Raw genomic sequence first — 20809 nt, 5'->3', positions numbered from 1 at the left:
CCCTCGCTACTACAACATGCTTGCGATTAACTCGCGGGACTGCCCAGGACTCATGGCGACCTGGCGTAGGTCGTTGGCCACCATCGTATAGGCATCTACCTGGGTTTCCTCCTGGAGATACACCGCACCGTCCTTCAGTTCGATGTACACCACGGGGCGAGCGGCAGAGCCGAAGTCGAGCGTGACGAATCCGCCCCCGAGCGCGGAGTGAGGGCCGTCTTCAGGTCGAACGACCTGCACCGTCACGGTCGGAAGATCCGCCATGGAGAGCAAGTGCTGTAGCTGGTCCCGTCGGACGTCGGGCGTCCCGACCGCCAGACGTAGGGCACCCTCCGGGATCACTGCGTGGAACGAGAGCGGGCGCTCGGAGTCAGTGAGTCGCCGTGTCCTCGCCATGCGGAACTTGACGAACCGCTCACCGTGATCAGGACGGAGCGACTTCGCGCTCGCCGTCATCGCCGCCGCGTACTCCTGCGTCTGGAGCAGCCCAGGGATCACCAGCGCCTCGAACGTGAACAACGACTCGGCGAGCCCTTCGAGACCGACGTACGTCTTCAGCCAGTCCGGCACGACCTGAGCCCACGGTGCCCACCAGGTGGCCTCATCAGCGCGGCCGGTCAGCGTGGTCAGGCGGTCAATGTCCTTCGCGGGCACCGCGTACGCGCTCAACAGGGTCGTGATGTCGTCCGGGTCCTGCGCCTGGCGTCCGCTCTCCAGGTGGTGCAGCTTCGCTTTGCCCATCCCGGTCCGAGCGCTGGCCTCATTGAGCGAGAGTCGCGCCTCCTCGCGGTAGCGGGCCAACTCAGAGCCGATGAGCCACCGGAGCGCAGCAGCGGCCGATGTTGCCACGGTCCCACCTCTCTTGCATGAAACGTTGCATGCTAATGTCGGTGTGCGTTTCACGACACATGCCGATCATCTGGGCTCCAGCGTCTCACGGGGTGCGTATGTCGAACAGAGCGAACCTGAAGAGCCTCTTCGTCCACCGGACCGGGAAGGACCACCGACGTCGCGGCCATGACGTCTGGACCGTCCGATGACCGCCGAGTGGTCGTCTGATCTTCGGTGGGATACCCGCGTCGTCTACATCGAGCGGCACCACCGCTGGTGGTGGAACGCGTGGCTCGCGAGCACGGAGACCGAGCTGTACGGGTTCGCCGACTCCGAGGAGGAGGCAGCTCGCTCGATGTACCAGGCAGTCAAGCAAGCGGCGTCGGCTCCCAGCCCTGACAGCTCGCAAGGCACCACCACGCAATGAGCAAGGCGGCTTCCCCGGTCCATGCCTGCGCGTGAAGGGGAAGCCATGCAGTACCGCGTGGTGGTCGGAACCCCGCCGCCCTCAGCGGCCGCTGTCCTGATTCGGTCATCCCGCGCCTCGCCGTCCACCGATGAGTTGCCGCTCGTGCGGCGGTCTCCACCTGTAGATCGGTTTCTGAGCAACGGGAGGCGCACGGCATGGGTGGACTCGACGGCAGGATCGCGCTCATCACGGGTGGGGCGCGTGGGCAGGGGCGCGCGCACGCGGTCACGCTCGCCCGCGCGGGCGCCGACATCGTCGTGTGCGACATCGCCGCGCCGCTCGACGGGGTCGCGTACCCGCTGGCCACGCCGGACGACCTGGAACAGACCGTGCGGGCGGTGGAGGAGCTCGGCCGGCGCTGCCTGGCCGTCACCGCGGACGTCCGCGACCTGGCGGCGATGCAGGGCGTGGCCGACCGGGCGATCGAGGCGTACGGCCGGATCGACGTGCTGGTGGCCAACGCGGGCATCAGCGGCGCGAGCCCGATCGCCGCCATGTCGGAGCAGCAGTGGCGCACGATGATCGACGTGAACCTCACCGGCGTGTTCACCGCGTTCCGGGCCGTCCTCCCGCACATGATCGAGCGCGGCTCCGGCCGGATCGTGGCGGTCTCGTCGATCGTCGCCGGATCGGGTGCCACCAACGCGGGGCACTACGCCGCCGCCAAGGCGGGTGTGGTGGCGCTGGTGAAGTCGCTGGCGCACGAGGTCGCCGGGGACGGGATCGTCGTCAACGCGGTCCTGCCCGCGGGGGTGAACACGGCGATGATCCACAATCCGGCGACGTACCGGGTGATCCGGCCCGACCTGGAGGAGCCGACCCGGGAGGACGTCGAGCCGATGTTCGCGCAGGGCCGGCCGCGGCCCGGGCTCCTGGAGCCGCAGGACGTGGCGAACGCCGTGCTGTACCTCGTCTCGGACGAGGGCCGCTGCCAGACGGGCACCTCGATCACCCTGGCCAACGGCCTCCAGTGAGCTCACTCCAGCGCGAGGTCCAGGACACCCTCGACCGGCTGGTCCGCAGCGGCACCGAGACCGGCCTGCAGGCCGGGAGCTGCGGTGATCATCGGTTGGGTGCACGAACGGCCGGATGTGGCCGCCAGTGCACCCAACCGATGACCATGCTTCTGGCCGGCGCTTCCGGCCCCGCCAGGGCGTCGTGGCAGGCCCGGCGAGCAGAAGATCGCGACGCAGTCGGTGCACATGCGCCAGGAGGGCGACCTGGTCAACATCGTGGCCACCCAGCGCGGCCTGGCGGCCGAGCAGGGCGGCTACCTCTGGACCGGTGAACTCCGCTTCTGGGACAACCAGGTCCTCACCGGCTGGTATGCGGCGAACGAGGGCGCGGTCCGCTCCAAGGGAACGATGTACCTGTACATGAAGCATCCCCACGGCCACTCGATGGTCGGCCGCTGGGTCGGGCTCGGCTACGACGACGAGACCATGTCCGGCTGGGCGACGATGGGGAAGACACGCGAGGACTCCGCGCGGGCGATGGACGACCTCATCCGAGAGCGTGAGGAGGATGCGGGATGACCGAACTCTGCGAGGTCGTCATCACCGCACCCGACCCGGACTGGCTGCGCCGTTTCACGCGCGAGCTCGTCGACCGGCACCTGTGCTCGAGCGTCCACAACTTCTCCGCGGTCCACTCCATCCACCGGTGGCAGGGCGAGGAGCACGAGCGGACCGAGGGCCGCGCCTCGCTCCACACGCGGAGACCCGCCGCCTCACAGGTAGCCGGCTCTACCCCAGGTACTCGACGGTCAGGTCGCCCACGCCGTCGATGTGGCCCTCCAGGCGATCGCCCGGCTGCACCCCGCTGACACCCTTCGGGGTGCCGGTCATGATGCAGTCACCGGGCCGCAGCTCGACCAGCGTGCTCAGATAGCTGATCGTCTCGGGCACCTTCCAGATCTGCTGCCCCAGGTCGCCCTGCTGGCGGATCTCGCCGTTGGTCCGGAGCCAGATGGCGCCCTCGGCAGGGTGTCCGATGTCAGCCGCCGGCCGGATCGGGCTGGTCGGCGCAGACTGGTCGAACCCCTTGGCCATGTCCCACGGACGGCCGAGCTTCTTGGCCACGGCCTGCATGTCGCGCCGGGTCATGTCGAGGCCCACGGCGTACCCGAAGACGTGGTTCAGCGCCTTGTCCACGTCGATGTCCCGCCCACCTTCACCGAGCGCGACGACGAGCTCGACCTCGTGGTGCAGGTCCTGGGTCTGCGTCGGGAAGGGGAGTCTGCTGCCGGTGGGTACGACGGCGTTCGCCGGCTTCATGAAGAAGAAGGGCGGTTCGCGGTCCGGGTCGTGGCCCATCTCGATGGCGTGTTCGGCGTAGTTGCGGCCGACGCAGAAGACGCGGGCCACCGGGAAGGTCGCGTCGGTGCCGACCACGGCAACGGTCGTGACGACCGGCGCCGCGATGGCGTAACTCGCCTGGTCACCGACTGGAGGCATAGAAGGACACCTTTCGTTCGAAGTAGGCCACCGCCTCCGAGGCGAGGAAGGCGAAGGTGAACAGCACGATCAGCAACGCCCAGAACTCCGGCATCAGGAAGCTGCGGGAGTACAGCTCGAACAGGTAGCCGACGCCGACCACGGCGATCAGCAGCTGCCCGATGATGACGCCCTTCAGCCCGCGGATGAGGCCGAGGCGGATGCCCGCCAGCAGCTCCGGCAGCGCGGCCCGGAAGATGATCTGGGCGTAGAGCGCCCGTCGAGAGGCGCCGAAGGACCGGCCCATCTCCACCAGCGAGGGGTTGACCCGCTGGACACCGACCTGGGTGTCCAGCGCGATCACCCAGACGGAGAACAGGAACACGGTGACGACCATCGTGGGGAGACCGAAGCCGAGCAGCGCCATCAGCGCCGGCACCACGGCGGTCAGCGGCGAGCTCTCGAAGATGTTCACCCACATGCCCATCACGGATCCGGCGGTGCGGTTCCTGCCCATCGCGATGCCGACGCCGATCCCGACGACGAGGGCGAGCACCATGCCGATGGCGAAGGCCTGGAGGGTGATCGTCGCGGCCTCGATGAAGGCGGACGACGGGACGACCTCGACGAGTGCGACGACGACGTCGGTGAACGGCGGGATCAGTGACACGAGCTCGAGCCGACCGATGATCTCCCACAGGACGAACCACACGAGCAGGGAGAACCCGCTCGGGATGCGATGACCTCGGACCGTCATCGTCACGTCTCCAGGTAACTCTGCAGTTCGGACCAGATCTGTTCGACCCAGTCGAGGTACTCCGGGCTGCGCCGGATGCTGTCCGAGCCGCCGCTGCGGTCGACACCGGGCCGCACGACCTTCGACACGCGCGAAGGCCCTCTGGTCAGGATGACGACCTGGTCCGAGACGTAGACGGCCTCCTCGATGGAGTGCGTCACGAACAGGACGGTCTTCTTCTCGTCGCTGAGCAGCCGGAGCAGATCCTCCTGGAACCTGCGTCGGATCTGCTCGTCCACCGACGCGAAGGGCTCGTCCATCAGCAGGATGTCGGCGTCGACCGCGAGCGCCCGGGCCAGCCCGACCCGTTGCCGCATGCCTCCGGACAGCTGGTGGGGGTAGGAGTTCTCGAAGCGGGCGAGACCCACCTTGCCGACGTACTCCTTCGCGATCTCCTCGCGCTCCTTGCGCGGGACGCCGCGCAGCTCCAGACCGAACGCGGCGTTGCGCAGCACGGTGGCCCAGGGCATCAGCGCGAAGTCCTGGAAGACGAAGGCCCGGTCGGGACCCGGTCGGGTGACCGGGACGCCGTTGACCTCCACCCGTCCCGAGGTTGCCTCGGCGAGGCCCGCGATGATCTTCAGCGTCGTGGTCTTTCCGCAACCGCTCGGACCGATGATGCTGGTCAGCTCGCCCCTCGGGATGTCGAAGGTGATGCCGTCCATCGCCCTGACCCCACCGCCGAAGTCCTTGACGAGGTCGACGACCCGCGCGGCGGGAGTGTTGTCGGTGCGGTCCGCCGTAGCGGCCCGGGACGTCGTGCCATCGGTCATGCCAGCCTCATCTCGGGGCGGAACAGGCGCTGCTCCAGGCGTTGCAGGGCCGTCACACTGACGCTCGCGACCAGGATGATCGACAAGATCGCTGCGAACATCCGTGGATAGTCGGCCACCGAGCGGTTATATGTGATCAGATCTCCCACTCCCGTCGGCGTGATGATCAGCTCCGCGAGGACGGCGCCGGTGAAGCCCTGCGCGAGGCCGAGCCGCAGGCCGGCGAAGATCAGCCCGCTCCCGGCGGGGATCACGATCTTCCACACCCGCTGCCAGCGGCTGGCGAGGAACGCGTTGCTCATCTCCAGCGGCGAACGCGGGGTGTGGGCGATGCCCCGGTAGGAGTTCAGGACGATGACGGGCGCGGCGAGGAGGACGACCGCGAAGACCTTGGCGGCGAAGCCGATGCCGTAGACGAAGGTGATCAGCGGGACGATCGCCGCCGATGGTGAGGCCTGCAGCACGATGAAGAGCGGCAGCCCCATCCACTCGGCGCGAGGTGAGAGCCCCATGACGAGCCCGGCCAGGACGCCGCCGATGCCGGTGAGGAGGACGCCGACGAACAGGGGGCCGGCCGTCTCCGCGTAGGCGGCCGCGAACGTGCCGTCGGCGACCATCGCGGCGAAGGCCGCCAAGGTGTCGCTGCACTTGGGGAAGGCGATGCTGACCCCCGCGGTGCCGCCCCACTCCCACAGGGCGAGCACCAGCAGGATCGAGCCGACCCGCAGCACCCAGGGGTTGCGCGCTCCCCGGCCGGTGATCGCCGCCGTCCGGCCGACGCGGCTCGCCACGGTGCTTGCCGCCACCGTCATCCGCCCGATCCCTCGAGGGCGGTCAGGGCCTTCTCCATGGGTCCGAAGGCCCAGTAGTCCTCCGCCGCGAGCGCCTGCGGCTCGGCCGTGAGCTGGCCGGCCGTGTGGTAGAACTCGAAGTCGGCCTGCACGGCTTCCCTACCACCGCAGTCCTGGGTGAAGACACGTTCCTCGGCGGCCTGCTCGTAGTAGGGCAGCAGTTGCGTCTCCAGCTCCGCCGGCAGGTCGGCCAGCAGCTCGAGACGCTGCCGCTCTTCCTGGACGTACGCGGGGTTCTCCACGATCGAGCGCCAGACGGTGAGGGCCTCCTCGAGCAGCACCTGGACGTCGTCCTCGTTCGACTTCAGCCACTCGGTGTTCGCGAACAGCACCTCGTCGCTCGCGCCCGTGTCCGGCGTGGGCAGCATGTGGAACCTGCCCGGGGCCTCGGCCATCACGTAGTTCTTGTTCGGGATGTCGAGCACGGTGGCCTTCACGTTCCCGCGCAGCAGCGCGGTGGCCCGCACCTCGGCGCCCGAGACGTAGCTGATCTCGCCGAACTCGATGCCCTCCTGCTCCTGGACGACGGACGCGAGCGCTTCGGTCGCGGAACCGCGGGAGTGCACGGTGAAGGTCTCACCGTCCAGTGCCTGCCAGTCCGGGTAGGCGGCCTTGTCGACCACGGGGAAGAAGCGCAGGGTCTGCAGCTGGCAGAAGATCCGCAGTGGTGCGCCGGAGCCCTCTATCAGGCCGTAGGGCGCGCCGAGACCCACGTCCGCCTGTCCGCCGACCACCGCCTGATTCGCCAGGTCCTCGTCGGCGAGCTCGATCAGCTCCACCGGGGTCCCGCGCTCCCGCACCCGTTCCAGGGCGATCATCAGGGCGAGGGTCTCCACCGACTCGATGTCGCCGAGGGCGACACGGATGCCCTCGTCGGTGCTTGCCGAGGAGCCACCACCGCCGCCGCACGCCGTGAGCGCGAGCACCGACGCCGCAGCCAGTGCGCAGATTCGCTTCATCGCGAGACTCCCATCAGCAGGTGCCGCGGAACATATCTGATATAAAACGTGGTAGCAATGGATCTGCGAAGCCGGTCCTCCTCGGACCGGGAGGCGGGGGTGCCCGGCACGCTGAGGTCGTGGGCGTTGATCGCCTGGGAAGGAGCGGTCGGCGATGGCTGACCTGAAGTCGCAGACGATCTACCGGGCGCTGCGCGAGCGCATCCTGTCCAACGACATCGAGCCCGGCGCCCGGTTGGTGCTGCGGGAGATCGCGACCCAGTACGAGTCCAGCGACATCCCGGCGCGCGAGGCGTTGCGCATGCTGGAGCGAGACGGCCTGGTGGAGACGGAGCCCTACCGTGGCGCCCGGGTCACCACGCTGACCGCCCGGGAGGTGGAGGAGACCTACTTCATCCGCTCACACCTGGAGAGCATCGCGACCGGGTTGGCCGCCGAACGCCTCTCCGAGGCGGCGCTCGGCGAGCTCGAGGTGCTGATGGAGCGGATGCAAGAGGCTGTCGACGCCCAGGACGGGCCACGATTCTCCGACCTCAACCGTGAGTTCCACGAGACCATCGTCGCCGCGTGCGGCAACGAGATGCTGCGGGACCTCACGATGGACATCTGGAGTCGGCACTCAGGTTTTCAGCGGGTGTTCCGGTTGGTGCCGAAGCGGCTCGCGACGTCGCAGGCCGAGCACGAGGGGATCATGTCCGCGCTGCGGGCCCGCGACGCCGAGCGTGCGTCGAAGTTGGCGTTGTGGCACAAGCGCTCGGTCGGTGACACCGTCGGCCAGCTCGTCGACGGCGCCTGAACTGCCCATGATCACGACGCGGGTGCAGCGCACCGCTCATCCCGCGCACCGGGCGCCGTCGGGTGGCGTGCGCAGGGTGGTCAGGTAGTCGGCGACGATGCCGTCGACGCACGCGTTCCCGCTGAGCAGGACCGAGCCGTGCTGGGCGGCGTCGACGGTCAGCAGGCTGCCCCCGAGCGACTCGGCCAGGCTGATCCCGCCCTCGTACGGCGTGGCCGGGTCGCCGGTGGCCGCCACGGTCAGGGTGGGGGCCAGTCCCTCGATCCCGTCGGCGTGGGGGAATCCGAGGGTGGGCCGGCCGGGCCAGTGCTCGCACCGGTCGTGGGTCTCGCCCACCGGACGACCGGGGTCCAGGAAGGGCGCTGCGTCGTACCAGGCGCGCTTCAGCGCGGTCTCCTCGTCCGGGGTCCGGCGCTGCTCGTCGAGGCAGTTGACCCCTTGGAACGCCTCGACCCAGTTGGTGTAGCTCCCATCGGGTCCTCGGCCGACGTAGACGTCGCGCAGCGCGGTCAGGACGGCACCGCGCCCGGCCGCCAGTTCCGTGATGCCCTGCACCAGGGTCGGGTAGGCGTCCTCGGTGTAGAGGCCCGCCATCATCCCCTCGATGGCACCGTCGAACCCGAGGGTCCGCCCGTTCATGGCCGGGGCCGGGGAGTCCAGCAGCGGGCGCACGATGCTCTGGAACTCCTCGGTGGCCCGCGCCGGGTCGGTGCCCAGCGGGCACGCCGGGTCGGTGGCGCAGAACGCGGCGAGGTCGTCGAAGCGCTGCTGGAACGTGGCGAACAGCGCCGTGTACCGCTCGGCGGTACCCACCGCCGGGTCCATCGGCGCGTCGAGGACCATCGCCCGGACGTTCTGCGGGAACTCCTCGGCGTAGACCGCGCCGAGCCGGGTGCCGTAGCTCTGCCCGAGGAAGCTCAGCCGGTCGTCACCCAGCACGCTGCGCAGGATGTCCATGTCCCGGGCGGCGTCCCGGGTGCCGACGTGCTCCAGCACGTCCATGCCCCCCGATCGCTCCGCGCACCGTTCGGCCAGCCCGCGGGTCTGTTCCTCGGTCCGGTCCTCGGCCCGCAGCCACACGAACATCGCGTCGTCGCCGCGCTCGGCGTCGGTGTGGCAGTCCAGGGCCGGGGTCGAGGCGCCGATCCCGCGCGGGTCGAACCCGACGACGTCGAACCCCTCGCCGATCGGGCTGGTCGCCAACGGCTTCGCCAGCATGGTGGCGAGCACGCTCGTCCCCGACTGGCCGGGGCCGCCCGGGTTGTACAACAGGGATCCGATCCGCTCGCCCCGTGCCGGGATCCGCAGCATCGCGATCTGGGCGGTCCGCCCGTCGGGACGCTCGTAGTCCAGGGGCACCTCCACCCGGGCGCACTCGAACCCCGGGTCTTCGCACGGCGCCCAGGCGGGTTCCTGGTCGTAGAAGCGGGCCAGTTCCGCCGCCGGCGGCGGGCCGGCCGGCGCAGTGGGCTCGGCGCACCCGGCGGCCACCAGCAGCAGCGGCAGGACCACCGCCGCGAGTGACGACCGGATCGGACGTGACAACACTCGTTCTCCTCTTCGTGCGGACGGCCAGGGCACCTACGCGCCGACCTTCGCCAGCCACTGGTTGCGGAGCATCAGGGAGCGTTCGAGAGCAGCGACGAACCCCGCGGCCGGCAGCGCGACCTTCGCCCACCCGGGGAGGTGGATCGGCGAGGTGAACGCGCCGACGTGCTCGGCGACGAGGGGGACCCGGGTGATCGCCTCCACGGTCACGGACAGGGTGACGGCGAGCCCCACCAGGAGTACGACGACGGCCACGGCACCGATGGAGGCGCTGGTGCGGGGGAACCGCCGATCGAACCTCGCCCGAAGTCCCTCCGCCGAACGAGGGTGCGGACGCAACATGCGCACGCCGCCGTCGTCGCGGACGTGGTGCATGCGCTTGAGCCCGTACGGGCTGGTGGCGACCTCGATGACGCCGCCGGGCACCGGGAACGCCACGGGGACGTTGGCGCAGTGGATCTGGATGCCGTCCCGGTAGAGCGCGGCGGGGCGCCTCTTGGTCGTGCTGTCGGCCATGTGCCGGACGTCGACCTCGAAGACGTGACAGCGCCCCGAACGGTCGGGGAGTTCGAGGCCGAAGAGGGATCGGGAGAACAGCTGCCAGACGCGGTACTGCGCGAGCCTGCTCCCGTCGCCGGGCTTGACCTTCGCGAGCTGCAGGCGACGCTTGACCTTCTTGAGCATGATCGCCTACAGGGTGCAGCGGGCGTCGGCGGGCGGGGTCTGCAGGTCGATCAGGTAGTCCGTGACGATCCCGTCCACGCACGGGCTCTGCCCGAACAGCGCCACGCCGTGCTGGGCGCCCTCCACGGTGAGCAGGCTCCCGCCCAGCAGGCGCGCCATGTTCACCCCGCCCTGGTGCGGGGTGCCCGGGTCACCGGTCACCGAGACCGTCAGGGTCGGGGGCACGTCGACGTCGCCGTCGAGCCACGGGAGGGACCGGCTCACCGGCTCCGGCCAGGCCTCGCACTCGTAGTGGACCTGCTCCACCGGGCGTCCGGGGTCCAGGAACGGGGCGGCCTCGCGCGCTTCCCGGGCCAGTTCCGTGTTCTCCTCGGGGCTGCGTCGCGGGTTGTCCATGCACCGGATCGCGAGGTTCGCATCGACGTTCAGCGCGCCCCCGTACCCGCCGTCGGGGCCGCGCCCGAGGGCGGCGTCGCGCATCCCCAGCAGGACGTCACCGCGCCCGGCGGACAGCTCGGTGAGTCCCTGGACGACCATCGGCCACTGGGCCTCGGTGAACAGGGCCGGCTGCACGGCCTGGATCGCGTCCTCGTAGGTCAGCCCGCGACCGTCGGTGGTGGGTGCGGGCCGGTCGAGCAGCGGGCGCACGAGGTCCTGGAACACCTCGGTGGCCCGGGCCGGGTCGGTGCCCAGCGGGCAGCCCGCGTCGGTCGCGCACGAGGCGGCCAGCTCGTCGAACGCCTTCTGGAAGGAGACGAACTGGGACTGCCGGAACTCGGCTTCGGTCCTCTCGGGGTCGACGGCACCGTCGATCACCATCGCCCGCAGGTTCTGGCCGAACCTCTCGGCGTACATCCCGCCCAGCTCGCTGCCGTAGCTGTAGCCGAGATAGTTCAGCTTCTCGTCGCCCAGCACCGCGCGCATGACATCCATGTCCTGGACGACGTTGCCGCTCCCGACGCTGGTCAGGGCGTCCACACCGCCGGTGCGCTCCGCGCAGTGCCGGGCGATCTCGCCGGCCGTCCGCGCGTCGGTGACGTCGAAGAGGTAGGGCGAGGGCTGCTCGCCCCGGTCGGTCTCGGCGTCGGTGAAGCACTCCGCCTGCGGGGTCGAGGCGCCCACACCCCGCGGGTCGAACCCGATCACGTCGAACCGCTCGCCGACCGGCACGTTGTCCCAGATCGGGCCCAACGCGGCGACGAAGTTCATCCCCGAACCGCCGGGACCGCCCGGGTTGACCAGCAGCGATCCGATCTTCTCCCCCCGGGCCTTCGCCCGCAGCAGGGCGACCTCCCCGCGTGGCCCGTCGGGGTCGGTGTAGTCCAGCGGGACCTGCACGCGGGCGCAGTCGAAACGATCGTCGGCGAAGAGCTGCTCGTCGACCGCCGACGTGGCGTAGGGCGCGCACGGCCCGAACGCGATCTGCTGGCCGTAGAACTCCGCAAGCTCAGGCGACGGTCCTGCGGGCTGCAGCTCGAGTGCCGCGGTCGGCGGTTGGGCGCACCCGGCCACCAGCAGCAGCGGTACGACCACCGCGGCGAGCGACGACCGGGGCACACGTGACAACGGGGGCATGCCAGGGACGCTAGGGCGGCCACCCGCAGGTGTGGATCACTCGACGGGTGGGGATCGCCCCGCCGAAGTCGGAGGGTGGCTCCTCCTTCGGGAGGAGGTGGTGACGCGCGGGCCTGCCTAGGCTCGTCCCCGATGGACGACACAGCAGGCGCGGGGCGCGGGACGGTCCGGGACCGGCTCGTCGACGGCGGGCTGGTCGGGCTCGCGGCCGTGGCCGGGATCTACCCGGCCGTGCACTGGGCGGAGCCCGCGCTGACGCTGCCCGACTGGGTGCTGCACCTGGACTACGCCGCGGGCGGGCTCGGGTGCCTCGCCCTGTGGTGGCGGCGCCGCTTCCCGGTGGAGCTCGCCGTCGCCCTGGTCCTGCTGAGCACCTTCTCCCTGGCCGTCTCGGCCGCGTCGCTGGTCGCGCTGCTCACCGTGGCCGTCCACCGCTCGGCGAGGGCCACCGCGGTGGTGGCCGTGGGCAACGTGCTCGCGTTCATCGTCTTCCTGGCGCTGCGTCCCGGGCCGGTGACGTCGTCGTGGTTGCTGGTGGCGCTCCAGGTCGCGCTCGTCGTCGGCGTGGCCGGGTGGGGGATGCTCACGCGCAGCCGGCGGCAGCTCGTCGCCTCGTTGCGCGAACGGGCCGCGGCCGCCGAGGTCGAGGCCCGGCTGCGGGCCGAGCGCTCCCAGCACGAGGCGCGCGAGGCCCTCGCACGGGAGATGCACGACGTCCTCGGCCACCGGTTGTCGCTGCTCAGCGTCCACGCGGGCGCCCTGGCCTACTACCGCGGCGCCTCGGCCGAGGAGATCGCCCGGGCCGCCGAGGTGGTCCGGGAGAACGCGCGGCGCGCGATGCAGGACCTGCGCGAGGTGATCGGCGTCCTGCGCGCACCCGAGGAGGACCGCCCGCTGCCGGGCGTCGAGGACGTGGTCGAGCTGGTCGACGAGATCGGGCGTTCCGGCACCCCGGTCGACCTGCGCGACGCCGCCGGCGTGACGACCGGCGGTCGCGCCGTTCCCGCAACGGTGGGTCGCACGCTCTACCGGCTCGTCCAGGAGGGCCTGACCAACGCCCGCAAGCACGCTCCCGGCGCGCCCGTCCTCGTCCGGATCACCGGCGAGCCGGGCGACGACCTGACCGTCGAGATCGTCAACGATCGGCCGCCCGCGCCCCCCGAGCCCCACGCGCCTCCGATCGGCTCCGGGGAAGGGTTGCGCGGGCTGGCCGAGCGGGCCGCGCTCGTGGGCGGGCGGCTCGAGCACGGGCCGACCGGCTCCGGTGGGTGGCGGTTGGGCATGCGGATACGGTGGTCGGCGTGAGCGAGGCCGAGCGGTCGATGGAGCCGCCGACGATCGACGTGCTCCTCGCCGACGACGACCCGGTCGTGCGCTTCGGCCTGACCATGATGCTGCGCGGCGCCGCCGACCTGCGGGTGGTGGCCGAGGCCGGTGACGGCGCGGAGGCGATCGCGCTGGCCGCCCGCCACCGTCCGCACGTGGTCCTGATGGACATCCGGATGCCCGGCACCGACGGGATCACCGCCACCGAGATCCTCCGCGCCCGGACCCCCGCACCGCAGGTCGTCGTGCTCACCACGTTCGACGCCGACGCGCACGTCCTGCGCGCCTTGCGGGCCGGCGCGGCCGGGTTCCTGGTCAAGGACACCCCGCCCGACGAGCTCGTCGTCGCCATCCGGCACGCGGCCCAGGGGCGGCCCGTGCTCTCCCCGGAGGTGACCCGCCGCCTCATCGACCGCGTCGCCGGGACCGAACAGGACACCCGGCGCGACGCGGCCCGGCGCAAGCTCGACTCCCTCGCCGACCGGGAGCGCACCGTGGCGATCGAGATCGGCACCGGACGGTCCAACGCGGAGATCGCCGCGCGCCACCACATCGGCGTGACCACCGTGAAGACCCACGTGTCCGCGATCCTGACCAAGCTCGACTTCAACAACCGCGTGCAGGTGGCGGTGCTCGTGCACGACGCGGGGCTCGACGCGCAGGGTCGGTGAACGTGGGCTCCGACGATCGTCGATGAGCTCGGGCCGATCTCAGGAGCGCGGCTGAGGCGGGAGCGAGAAGCGTCCTCGTGGTCCTCGGTACCGGGTCCCGCGGTATGGCCGGTTCAGGGCCTCCTCGACGAACCACCAGGCCTCGTCCCGGGTCTCCGCGTACCCGTGCGACGACTTGCCGCCGTCGAGCACCACGGTCCAGCGGTACCGGCCGGTGTTCTCGTCGAACGTCACGGAGCCGCGCTGCTGGGACTCGATCATGCGCCGCGCCGCGGCCTCGTCTGCTGCCTCGCCCATCGCGAACCCCTCGCCCGTTGCGGTGACCCAGAACGCCATGGGGTGAGCCTACCGCGATTCTCGCCATTCTCGCCTCGCTCGTCTTACTCGCCCTGCTCGCCGTGCTCGCCATCACGGCTGACCAGGCCGTATCGGCGGCTTAGGGTCCGTTGCGTGGCGCCGGACCGACTGCTCACCACCCCCGAGGCCGCTGCGGCGCTCGGCCTGGCTGAGCGGAGCCTGTCGCGGTGGGCGAAGGAGGGCCGGCTGATGCCGACCGTCGTCACGCCCGGGAACCAGTACCGGTGGGACCTGGAGGAGCTGCGGGAGCAGCTCCGCGCGCTCCGGAAGCGCCCGGACTGAGCCTTCGTCACCGATCGGGCCGTGACGTAGCGTGTGATCGTGCGTTTCCGCGTCGATGCCGTGCTGTTCGACATCGACGGCACGCTGGTGGACTCCACCGGCGCGGTCGTCCGGAGCTGGACGGCCTGGGCGGGCCGGTACGGCCTCGACCCCGAGGAGATCCTGCGCGTGTGCCACGGCCGGCGCAGCGAGGACACGATCGCCCGGTTCCTGCCGGTCGAGGAGCAGGCGGCGGGCGTCGCGGCGTTGGCGGAGCTGGAGCTGGCCGACCTGGACGAGGTGATCGCGCTGCCCGCCACACGGACGCTGCTGCGGGACCTCCCCGCTGATCGCTGGGCCGCGGTGACGTCGGGCTCGCGGGTGTTGATGCAGGCCCGCCTGGCCGCCGCGGGCCTGCCCGTTCCCGAGGTGCTCGTCTCGGCGGGCGACGTCAGCGCCGGCAAGCCAGATCCGGAGGGCTACCTGAAGGCGGCGGCCGCGCTCGGGTACGACATCACCCGGTGCCTGGTGGTCGAGGACGCGCCTGCCGGCATCGGAGCGGGCCGCGCGGCGGGCGCGCACACGGTGGCCGTGGCGACCTCGCACCCGGCCTCGGAGCTGACGTCCGCCGATGTCGTGGTCCCCGACCTGAACGCGTGCACCGTGGAACGCGTGGCGGACGGCCTGGTGGTGACCACGACGGCCTGACCCCGGACCGCGTTGCGTGGTCCGGCGGTCGTCACTCGGACCGATGCGATCGAGACGTGGGAGGAGCCGCCGGTGACCGTTCCGGGTGACGAGGAGGCGTCGGAGCGCGCATCTCCTGCGGATCGGCTGGGCGGGGCCGCTGAGGTCGGCGACGTCGCCGGGGACGCGGCCTCCGGCTGTGGCGGTTGCGACGGCTGCGACGGGATCGGCGGCTGCAACCTGCTCCGCGTCTCGTCCGTCCTGTTCCTCGCCGCGTTCCTGGTGCCTGACGCCGCGGGCCGGCGACCCGTCGTGGGGCTCCTGCGTGCCTACCGGAGGTGGTTCACCCGGTTCACGCCGCGCTGCCCGTCCACCCCGAGCTGCAGCGCGTACGCGCTCGCGGCCGTCATGTCGCTCGGCCCGCGGCGCGGGCTCGCCACCGCCGCCCGGCGGGTGGGCGAGTGTGGTCCGCCGTGCCAACGACGACCATCGCTGCGAGAAGTACCTGACGTCGCCGCGACAGCACCCACGCGCTGCTCGGACCGATCACCGGGCCGTGATCACTCCGAGAAGTACGCCAGTGCCGCAGCGCCCGCCGCCAGGTGCTGATCAGATCGATCACCGCGGACCCTCCCGGCCGGCCGCGCCCCATCTGGCGATCATGAAGACCCGGGCCTCGGTCAGGCCGCGCTCGGCACCGGCGGGGCGACCGGCCCGGTCGCGACGGGCGCCGCGGCCGGCCGCCGCGCGAGGTGCGCGGCGAGCAGCAGGCAGCCCAGGCCGAGCAACGTGCCGTGGACGACCCGGAACCCCGGCTCGGCGAAGAACTGCGGCAGGAACAGCACGGCACCCGCGGCGAAGGGCAGCGCCGCGCCGTGCAGGGACCGCAGTGCGACCGCGGTGAGCACGCCGGCCGCCGCGAGCAGGACGAGTCCGGTGGCGAAGACCGTGACCTGCGCCGGCCCCATCCGGATCGCCTCGGCGAGCCGCGCGAGCAGTGCCGGATCCTCGATCCCGGTGCCGAGGGCGTGCAGCGCGAAGGTCTCCGCGCCGTAGTAGGTGACGGTCAGGGCCGTGCCGAGCCACCAGGTGCCGGCCGCGACCGCGAGCGGCGTGGTGCGGTGGCGCAGGAACAGCGCCACCAGGCCGGTCCCCGCGAGCACGAAGCCGAGCACGGCAGCCAGGTGGGACGCGAGCCACCAGGGCGAGCTGAACGCGGCCGCCGTGGTGGCGGGGTCGAGGTCGCCGTAGGGCCGCGCCGCGGGGTAGAGGACGAAGAGGGCGCCTGCCACGGCGAACGCGGCGGCGCCGGTGCGGCGGAGCGCGGTACCGGTGGGTGGGACGGGGCGGTGCGACATGATCGGCCCTTCGGGAGAGAGCAGTGCTCGCGACGCCGCAAGCATGTCGGAGGGCGGCGCTCTTCGTCAAGAGCAGTGCTCTGGAAGTGTCATCGTCCGTACCCGCCGTAGAGCTCCACGAGCAGCCCGACCACGTCGTCGGTGGCCGGGTGGCGGTCGTCGCGCCACCAGACGAGCCGCACCGGAACGGGCGGCGCACCGCGCAGGCGGCGGAACACGACACCCTGGCGCCGGTACTGCGTGAGGGTGCTCTCCGCGGTGACCCCGATGCAGCGCCCGGTGGCGATGACGGCGAGCCAGTCGTCGACGTCGCGGGTCTCCTCCACCTCGGGGCGGGCGCCGGGCGGCCAGAGCTCGACCGTGCCGGTGCCGGTGCGCGGGTCGACCGCGAGGACCCGGCTCGCCAGGTCGGCCGTCCGCAGCTGGCGCCGCCGGGCGAGCGGGTCGTCCGCGGCGAGCGCCGCGTAGCGCGGCTCCAGGCCGACGACGGCCCCGTCGAACCGGCGGGGATCGATGCGCCCCGGGTCGAGCACCGCGGATGCGGAGCGCACGACGGCGACGTCGCAGGCGCCCTCGGCGAGCCCGCCGGTCGGTGAGTTGGTGCGCACGAGCTGCAGCGTGACGTCCGGGTGCTGCGCGGCCCACCGCCGCTGCAGCGCGAGCGTGTGCTTCCCGACGGCCGCCCACGCGTGGCCCAGGCGCAGGCGGGCCGCGCCGCCGCGCACCTCCCGCGCCAGGTCCTCGACCTCGGCGAGCACCCGCCGCGCCCGGCTCACCACGCGCTCGCCCGCGGCGGTGAGCACCACCTCCCGGCTGGTGCGGCGCAGCAGCCGGGCCCCGAGCGCATCCTCCAGCGCCGCCAGTGTGCGGGAGACCGACGGCTGCGTGAGGCCCAGCTCGACGGCCGCGCCGGTGAAACCACCGGCGTCGACGATCGCCACGAGGCAGCGCAGGTGCCGCAGCTCGACATCCATGCGTCCAGCGTATTGCGCGGGCGCGCATTGCATTTTGCGAATGGTCTGCAGCGGCGCACCCTGGCGGCGTGGACACCGGCACCCCGACCTCCGCTCCGGCTCCCGACCGCCTCCGGGCCTCCGGGGTGGCGCTCATGGTGGGCAGCGGGCTGGCGAGCCAGTCCGGAGCGGCGGCGGGCGCGCTCGCCTTCGACGTGATCGGGCCGGTCGGCGTGGTGGCGGTGCGCCAGTGGGTGGCCGCGGTGGTGCTGCTGGCGGTCGGGCGGCCGCGGCTGCGCTCGTTCACGCGGCAGCAGTGGTGGCCGGTGCTCGGGCTGGCCGCGGTGTTCGCCGTCATGAACGTGTCGCTCTACAGCGCGATCGACCGCATCGGGCTCGGGTTGGCGGTCACCCTCGAGTTCCTCGGACCGCTGGCCGTCGCGCTGGCCGGCGCCCGGCATCGTGCCACTCTGGGCTGTGCGGCGCTCGCCGCCGCAGGGGTCGTGGTGCTCACGCGCCCGCAGCCGGCGACCGACGCCCTCGGCATCGGGTTGGCGCTGCTCGCCGCCCTGTGCTGGGCCTGCTACATCCTGCTCAACCGCACCGTCGGCAGGCGCACGCCGGGCGTGGAGGGCTCGGCGGCGGCCGGTGTCGTGTCGGCGCTGGTGTACGTGCCGGTCGGGGTGGCGATCCTCATCGCCCACCCGCCGACCCCCGCCGCCCTCGCCTACGCCGCCACCGCCGGCGTGCTGGCCTCGGTCGTGCCGTTCCTGGCCGACCTGCTGGCCCTGCGCCGCGTCCCCGCCCACCTCTTCGGGATCTTCATGAGCGGCAGCCCGGTCTACGCGGCGGCGATCGGCGCCGTCGTGCTCGGGCAGGCGCTCGCCGCGCTCGACTGGCTCGGCATCGCGCTCGTCGTCACGGCCAATGCGGTGGCGGTGCTCCTCACCGCCCGGCGGGCGCGGGCGGCGTTGACACCCGCCGCCGACGGTTCCTAGGGTCGTCTGCATAAGCAATAGCCGTCCACATATGCATACGGAGTAGCCGTGCACACGAGCCAGCGCATCGCCGCCGTCGAGGTCACGCCGGTGGCGTTCCGGGACCTGCCCCTGCTGAATGCCGTGGGTGTGCACGAGCCGTTCGCGATCCGCACCATCGTGGAGGTCCGCACCGACGAGGGGCTGACCGGGCTCGGCGAGACCTACGGCGACAGTGCCCACCTCGACCGGCTCCGCCGGGCCGCCGAGCTGGTGGCCGGCACGGACGTCTGGGACCTCAACGGTCTCGACCGCCGGGTGCGGAGCTCCCTCGACGGCGACACCGGATCCGGCGGGCACGGGATGGCCGGCATGGTCACCAGCTCCAGCACCGCCGACGCGGTCCTCTCGCCCTTCGAGGTGGCGTGCCTGGACATCCAGGGCAAGGCCACCGGGCTGCCGGTCAGCAGCCTGCTGGGCGGCGCGGTGCGGGACCGGGTCGACTACTCGGCCTACCTGTTCTACAAGTGGGCGGGCCACCCCGACGCCGAGCCGGACACGTGGGGCGCCGCCCTCGACCCGGACGGCATCGTCGCCCAGGCGAAGCGCATGATCGCCGACTACGGCTTCTCCGCCATCAAGCTCAAGGGCGGGGTGTTCGAGCCGGACGCCGAGATCGCCGCGGTCCGGGCGCTGGCCGAGGCGTTCCCCGACCACCCGCTGAGGCTGGACCCCAACGGCGCCTGGACCCCTCAGACGTCCATCCGGGTCGGGCAGGAGCTCGACGGGGTCCTGGAGTACCTGGAGGACCCGACCACCGGCATCCCGGGGATGGCGGAGGTGGCCCGCAACGTGGCGATGCCGCTGGCCACCAACATGTGCGTGGTGGGCTTCGCCGACCTGGAGCCGGGGATCCGGCAGGGCGCGGTGCGGGTCGTGCTCTCCGACCACCACTTCTGGGGCGGGCTGCACCGCTCGAAGCTGCTCGCGGGCATCTGCGAGACCTTCGGCATGAGCCTGTCGATGCACTCCAACAGCCACCTCGGCGTCAGCCTGGCCGCGATGACGCACCTGGCCGCGGCCACGCCGAACCTCACCTACGCCTGCGACACGCACTGGCCCTGGAAGGACCCGGAGGAGGACGTCGTGCGGCCCGGGGCGCTGGCGTTCTCGCAGGGCTCGGTCGCCGTCCCGACCTCGCCGGGGCTGGGCGTGGAGCTGGACCGGGACAAGCTGGGCGCGTTGCACGAGCAGTACCTGCGCAGCGGGATCCGCGACCGGGACGACACCGGCTACATGAAGCGGATCGACCCGGGCTACGAGGTGGCCAAGCCCCGCTGGTGATCGTTATGCCGGTGTCGCCACCTTCGCGACGAGATCGGCGAGGTCGGCCTGCTCGGCTTCGGTCAGGTCGGTCAGCGGCGGGCGGACGGGGCCCGCGGGACGGCCGGCCGCGGTGAGGCCGGCCTTGACGATCGAGACCGCGTACCCCGCGCGCCGGTTGCGGATCTCGAGGTACGGCAGCACGAAGTCGGCGAGGCGGGCGTGGACGTCGGCCCGGTCGCGCTCGCGCACCGACGTGTAGAACTGCGCCGCCCACGCCGGGGCGAAGTTGAAGATCGCCGAGGAGTACGTCGTGACGCCCAGTTCGAGGTAGGGCAGGGCGTAGGTCTCGGCGGTCGGCAGGCCGCCCACGTAGAGGAGGCGCTCGCCGTGGGTGGCCTGCAGCCGCACGAGCAGGTCGATGTCGCAGACGCCGTCCTTGAACCCGATCAGGTTGTCGAACTCGGCGACGAGCCGGTCGATCGTCGCGGCGGTGTACCGGGCGTTGGCGCGGTGGTAGACCACCACGCCCAGCGAGGTCGCCCGGCACACGGCGGCCACGTGCCGGTACAGGCCCTCCTGGTCGACCTCGGTGAGGTAGGGCGGGAGCAGGAACACCCCGTCGGCGCCGCGCTGCTCGGCGCTGCGGGCCATCGCCACGGCGGTGGCGGTCCCGTAACCGGCGGGCGCGACGATCGGCAGCTCGGCGGGCGCCGCGGCGCGGGCGGCCGTGACCACGCGGGCGACCTCGTCGGTGGTCAGGCTGAAGAACTCGCCCGTGCCCCCGGCGGCGAACAGGCCGGATGTGGGGAATCCGCCGAGCCACTCGACGTGCTCCCGGTAGGCCGGCTCGTCGAACTCGAGATCGACCGTTGCGTGCGAGACGGGGAACGACAGCAGCCCGGAGCCGAGCGCCGCGCGCAGATCGGTGGGGGAGAAGCGGGACTTCGCGCTGGTCATGACGTGCATCTCCTCAACGGTGGGGCATCGGCGGGCGAGTGCCACGCTAACAGCGACCAAGCATAACCGTGAACAGCGTCCTCATATGTAGATAGATCAGGGGTTGACGGCTCCAGCGCTCGTCCCTACGTTATCCACGGATCGAAACGACGTCTGCATACGTGGATGGTCGCGTCCCGCGAGATCCACCCCGGTGCGCGCGGAGGACCAACGATGACT

General features: G+C 71.8%; 25 protein-coding genes. 12 read left to right on the top strand and 13 right to left on the bottom strand.

All coding sequences use genetic code 11. The annotated features are described in order from the left end of the window. Window positions 1-9: 9 nt before the first annotated feature. Window positions 10-849 carry a helix-turn-helix transcriptional regulator gene (locus CFP66_RS11090; protein ID WP_094922774.1) on the bottom strand — a complete coding sequence of 280 codons (840 nt, stop codon included), beginning with the start codon at window positions 847-849 and terminating at the stop codon, window positions 10-12. Between the two features lie 187 nt (window positions 850-1036). On the opposite strand from CFP66_RS11090, the gene CFP66_RS11085 reads away from it, so the two are divergent. From CFP66_RS11085 to cutA, 4 genes are all read left to right on the top strand, one after another. Continuing rightward, window positions 1037-1258 (top strand): hypothetical protein, encoded by a 222-nt coding sequence (locus tag CFP66_RS11085; protein WP_094922772.1) that lies wholly within the window; start codon window positions 1037-1039, stop codon window positions 1256-1258. A gap of 197 nt (window positions 1259-1455) precedes the next feature. Next, on the top strand, window positions 1456-2274 hold the full coding sequence (locus tag CFP66_RS11080; protein WP_094922770.1) for a mycofactocin-coupled SDR family oxidoreductase: 819 nt from the start codon (window positions 1456-1458) through the stop codon (window positions 2272-2274). A 228-nt stretch (window positions 2275-2502) separates the two neighbouring features. Beyond that, complete coding sequence (locus CFP66_RS11075) at window positions 2503-2835, top strand: hypothetical protein (RefSeq protein WP_094922768.1); 333 nt, start codon at window positions 2503-2505, stop codon at window positions 2833-2835. Next, on the top strand, window positions 2832-3125 hold the full coding sequence (gene cutA / locus CFP66_RS50260; RefSeq protein WP_094922767.1) for a divalent cation tolerance protein CutA: 294 nt from the start codon (window positions 2832-2834) through the stop codon (window positions 3123-3125). Before CFP66_RS11075 ends, cutA begins: the two co-directional genes overlap by 4 nt. Here cutA and CFP66_RS11065 read toward each other — a convergent pair. From CFP66_RS11065 to CFP66_RS11045, 5 genes are read right to left on the bottom strand one after another with little or no spacing between them, the layout of a single operon-like run. Continuing rightward, window positions 3046-3756: a fumarylacetoacetate hydrolase family protein gene (locus tag CFP66_RS11065; RefSeq protein ID WP_094922765.1), complete on the bottom strand. Its 711-nt coding sequence runs from the start codon at window positions 3754-3756 to the stop codon at window positions 3046-3048. The two genes, cutA and CFP66_RS11065, sit on opposite strands and share 80 nt — an antisense overlap. Continuing rightward, window positions 3740-4492 (bottom strand): ABC transporter permease, encoded by a 753-nt coding sequence (locus CFP66_RS11060; protein WP_094922764.1) that lies wholly within the window; start codon window positions 4490-4492, stop codon window positions 3740-3742. The genes CFP66_RS11065 and CFP66_RS11060 overlap by 17 nt, the downstream gene beginning before the upstream one ends. Window positions 4493-4494: 2 nt before the next feature. Beyond that, the gene (locus tag CFP66_RS11055; RefSeq protein WP_094922762.1) at window positions 4495-5304 is read right to left on the bottom strand and encodes an ABC transporter ATP-binding protein; all 810 of its coding nucleotides are present in this window, start codon (window positions 5302-5304) and stop codon (window positions 4495-4497) included. Further along, on the bottom strand, window positions 5301-6116 hold the full coding sequence (locus CFP66_RS11050; protein ID WP_094922761.1) for an ABC transporter permease: 816 nt from the start codon (window positions 6114-6116) through the stop codon (window positions 5301-5303). Before CFP66_RS11050 ends, CFP66_RS11055 begins: the two co-directional genes overlap by 4 nt. Continuing rightward, the gene (locus CFP66_RS11045) at window positions 6113-7114 is read right to left on the bottom strand and encodes an ABC transporter substrate-binding protein (RefSeq protein ID WP_094922759.1); all 1002 of its coding nucleotides are present in this window, start codon (window positions 7112-7114) and stop codon (window positions 6113-6115) included. Before CFP66_RS11045 ends, CFP66_RS11050 begins: the two co-directional genes overlap by 4 nt. A 154-nt stretch (window positions 7115-7268) precedes the next feature. Between CFP66_RS11045 and CFP66_RS11040 the strand changes: the two genes are divergently transcribed. Continuing rightward, window positions 7269-7910 carry a GntR family transcriptional regulator gene (locus CFP66_RS11040; RefSeq protein ID WP_094922758.1) on the top strand — a complete coding sequence of 214 codons (642 nt, stop codon included), beginning with the start codon at window positions 7269-7271 and terminating at the stop codon, window positions 7908-7910. A gap of 36 nt (window positions 7911-7946) precedes the next feature. Here the strand turns inward: CFP66_RS11040 and CFP66_RS11035 are convergent, their stop codons facing one another. The 3 genes from CFP66_RS11035 to CFP66_RS11025 are packed head-to-tail and all read right to left on the bottom strand — an operon-like array spanning window position 7947 to window position 11717. After that, window positions 7947-9455 carry an alpha/beta hydrolase gene (locus tag CFP66_RS11035; protein WP_198961374.1) on the bottom strand — a complete coding sequence of 503 codons (1509 nt, stop codon included), beginning with the start codon at window positions 9453-9455 and terminating at the stop codon, window positions 7947-7949. A gap of 36 nt (window positions 9456-9491) precedes the next feature. Next, on the bottom strand, window positions 9492-10142 hold the full coding sequence (locus CFP66_RS11030; protein ID WP_094922755.1) for a hypothetical protein: 651 nt from the start codon (window positions 10140-10142) through the stop codon (window positions 9492-9494). A 6-nt stretch (window positions 10143-10148) separates the two neighbouring features. Then, window positions 10149-11717: an alpha/beta hydrolase gene (locus CFP66_RS11025; protein ID WP_094922753.1), complete on the bottom strand. Its 1569-nt coding sequence runs from the start codon at window positions 11715-11717 to the stop codon at window positions 10149-10151. 132 nt (window positions 11718-11849) lie between these two features. Here CFP66_RS11025 and CFP66_RS11020 point away from each other — a divergent pair, with 132 nt between their 5' ends. Beyond that, on the top strand, window positions 11850-13022 hold the full coding sequence (locus CFP66_RS11020; RefSeq protein WP_094922752.1) for a sensor histidine kinase: 1173 nt from the start codon (window positions 11850-11852) through the stop codon (window positions 13020-13022). A 17-nt stretch (window positions 13023-13039) separates the two neighbouring features. Next, a complete protein-coding gene (locus CFP66_RS11015) occupies window positions 13040-13714 on the top strand; it encodes a response regulator transcription factor (RefSeq protein WP_094923106.1) in 675 nt (224 codons plus the stop codon). A gap of 39 nt (window positions 13715-13753) precedes the next feature. On the opposite strand, the gene CFP66_RS11010 is transcribed toward CFP66_RS11015, so the two are convergent. Beyond that, the gene (locus CFP66_RS11010; protein WP_094922750.1) at window positions 13754-14050 is read right to left on the bottom strand and encodes a hypothetical protein; all 297 of its coding nucleotides are present in this window, start codon (window positions 14048-14050) and stop codon (window positions 13754-13756) included. A gap of 114 nt (window positions 14051-14164) precedes the next feature. Between CFP66_RS11010 and CFP66_RS11005 the strand changes: the two genes are divergently transcribed. The 3 genes from CFP66_RS11005 (at window position 14165) to yidD (ending at window position 15628) form a co-directional block, all read left to right on the top strand. Continuing rightward, window positions 14165-14353, top strand: coding sequence for a helix-turn-helix domain-containing protein (locus CFP66_RS11005; RefSeq protein ID WP_094922749.1), 189 nt, complete (start codon window positions 14165-14167; stop codon window positions 14351-14353). A gap of 39 nt (window positions 14354-14392) precedes the next feature. Beyond that, window positions 14393-15040, top strand: a complete 648-nt coding sequence (locus tag CFP66_RS11000) for an HAD-IA family hydrolase (RefSeq protein ID WP_094923104.1) — start codon at window positions 14393-14395, stop codon at window positions 15038-15040. A gap of 72 nt (window positions 15041-15112) precedes the next feature. Next, window positions 15113-15628 carry a membrane protein insertion efficiency factor YidD gene (gene yidD, locus CFP66_RS10995; RefSeq protein ID WP_158228064.1) on the top strand — a complete coding sequence of 172 codons (516 nt, stop codon included), beginning with the start codon at window positions 15113-15115 and terminating at the stop codon, window positions 15626-15628. Between the two features lie 71 nt (window positions 15629-15699). On the opposite strand, the gene CFP66_RS10990 is transcribed toward yidD, so the two are convergent. Further along, a complete protein-coding gene (locus tag CFP66_RS10990; RefSeq protein WP_198961372.1) occupies window positions 15700-16377 on the bottom strand; it encodes a hypothetical protein in 678 nt (225 codons plus the stop codon). Between the two features lie 89 nt (window positions 16378-16466). Next, window positions 16467-17351: a LysR family transcriptional regulator gene (locus tag CFP66_RS10985; RefSeq protein ID WP_094922746.1), complete on the bottom strand. Its 885-nt coding sequence runs from the start codon at window positions 17349-17351 to the stop codon at window positions 16467-16469. A 68-nt stretch (window positions 17352-17419) separates the two neighbouring features. On the opposite strand from CFP66_RS10985, the gene CFP66_RS10980 reads away from it, so the two are divergent. Beyond that, window positions 17420-18328, top strand: coding sequence for a DMT family transporter (locus tag CFP66_RS10980; protein WP_233159317.1), 909 nt, complete (start codon window positions 17420-17422; stop codon window positions 18326-18328). A gap of 48 nt (window positions 18329-18376) precedes the next feature. Then, on the top strand, window positions 18377-19651 hold the full coding sequence (locus CFP66_RS10975; protein WP_094922744.1) for a glucarate dehydratase family protein: 1275 nt from the start codon (window positions 18377-18379) through the stop codon (window positions 19649-19651). Window positions 19652-19654: 3 nt separating this feature from the next. Here the strand turns inward: CFP66_RS10975 and kdgD are convergent, their stop codons facing one another. Next, entirely contained in the window at window positions 19655-20590 is a 936-nt protein-coding gene (gene kdgD / locus CFP66_RS10970) for a 5-dehydro-4-deoxyglucarate dehydratase (RefSeq protein ID WP_094922743.1), read from the bottom strand. Window positions 20591-20809 lie beyond the last annotated feature (219 nt).

This window comes from Pseudonocardia sp. MH-G8 (assembly GCF_002262885.1).
Lineage (GTDB): Bacteria > Actinomycetota > Actinomycetes > Mycobacteriales > Pseudonocardiaceae > Pseudonocardia.
The sequence above is the reverse complement of the archived record's forward strand: the minus strand, read 5'-3'. Positions and strand labels throughout refer to the sequence as shown.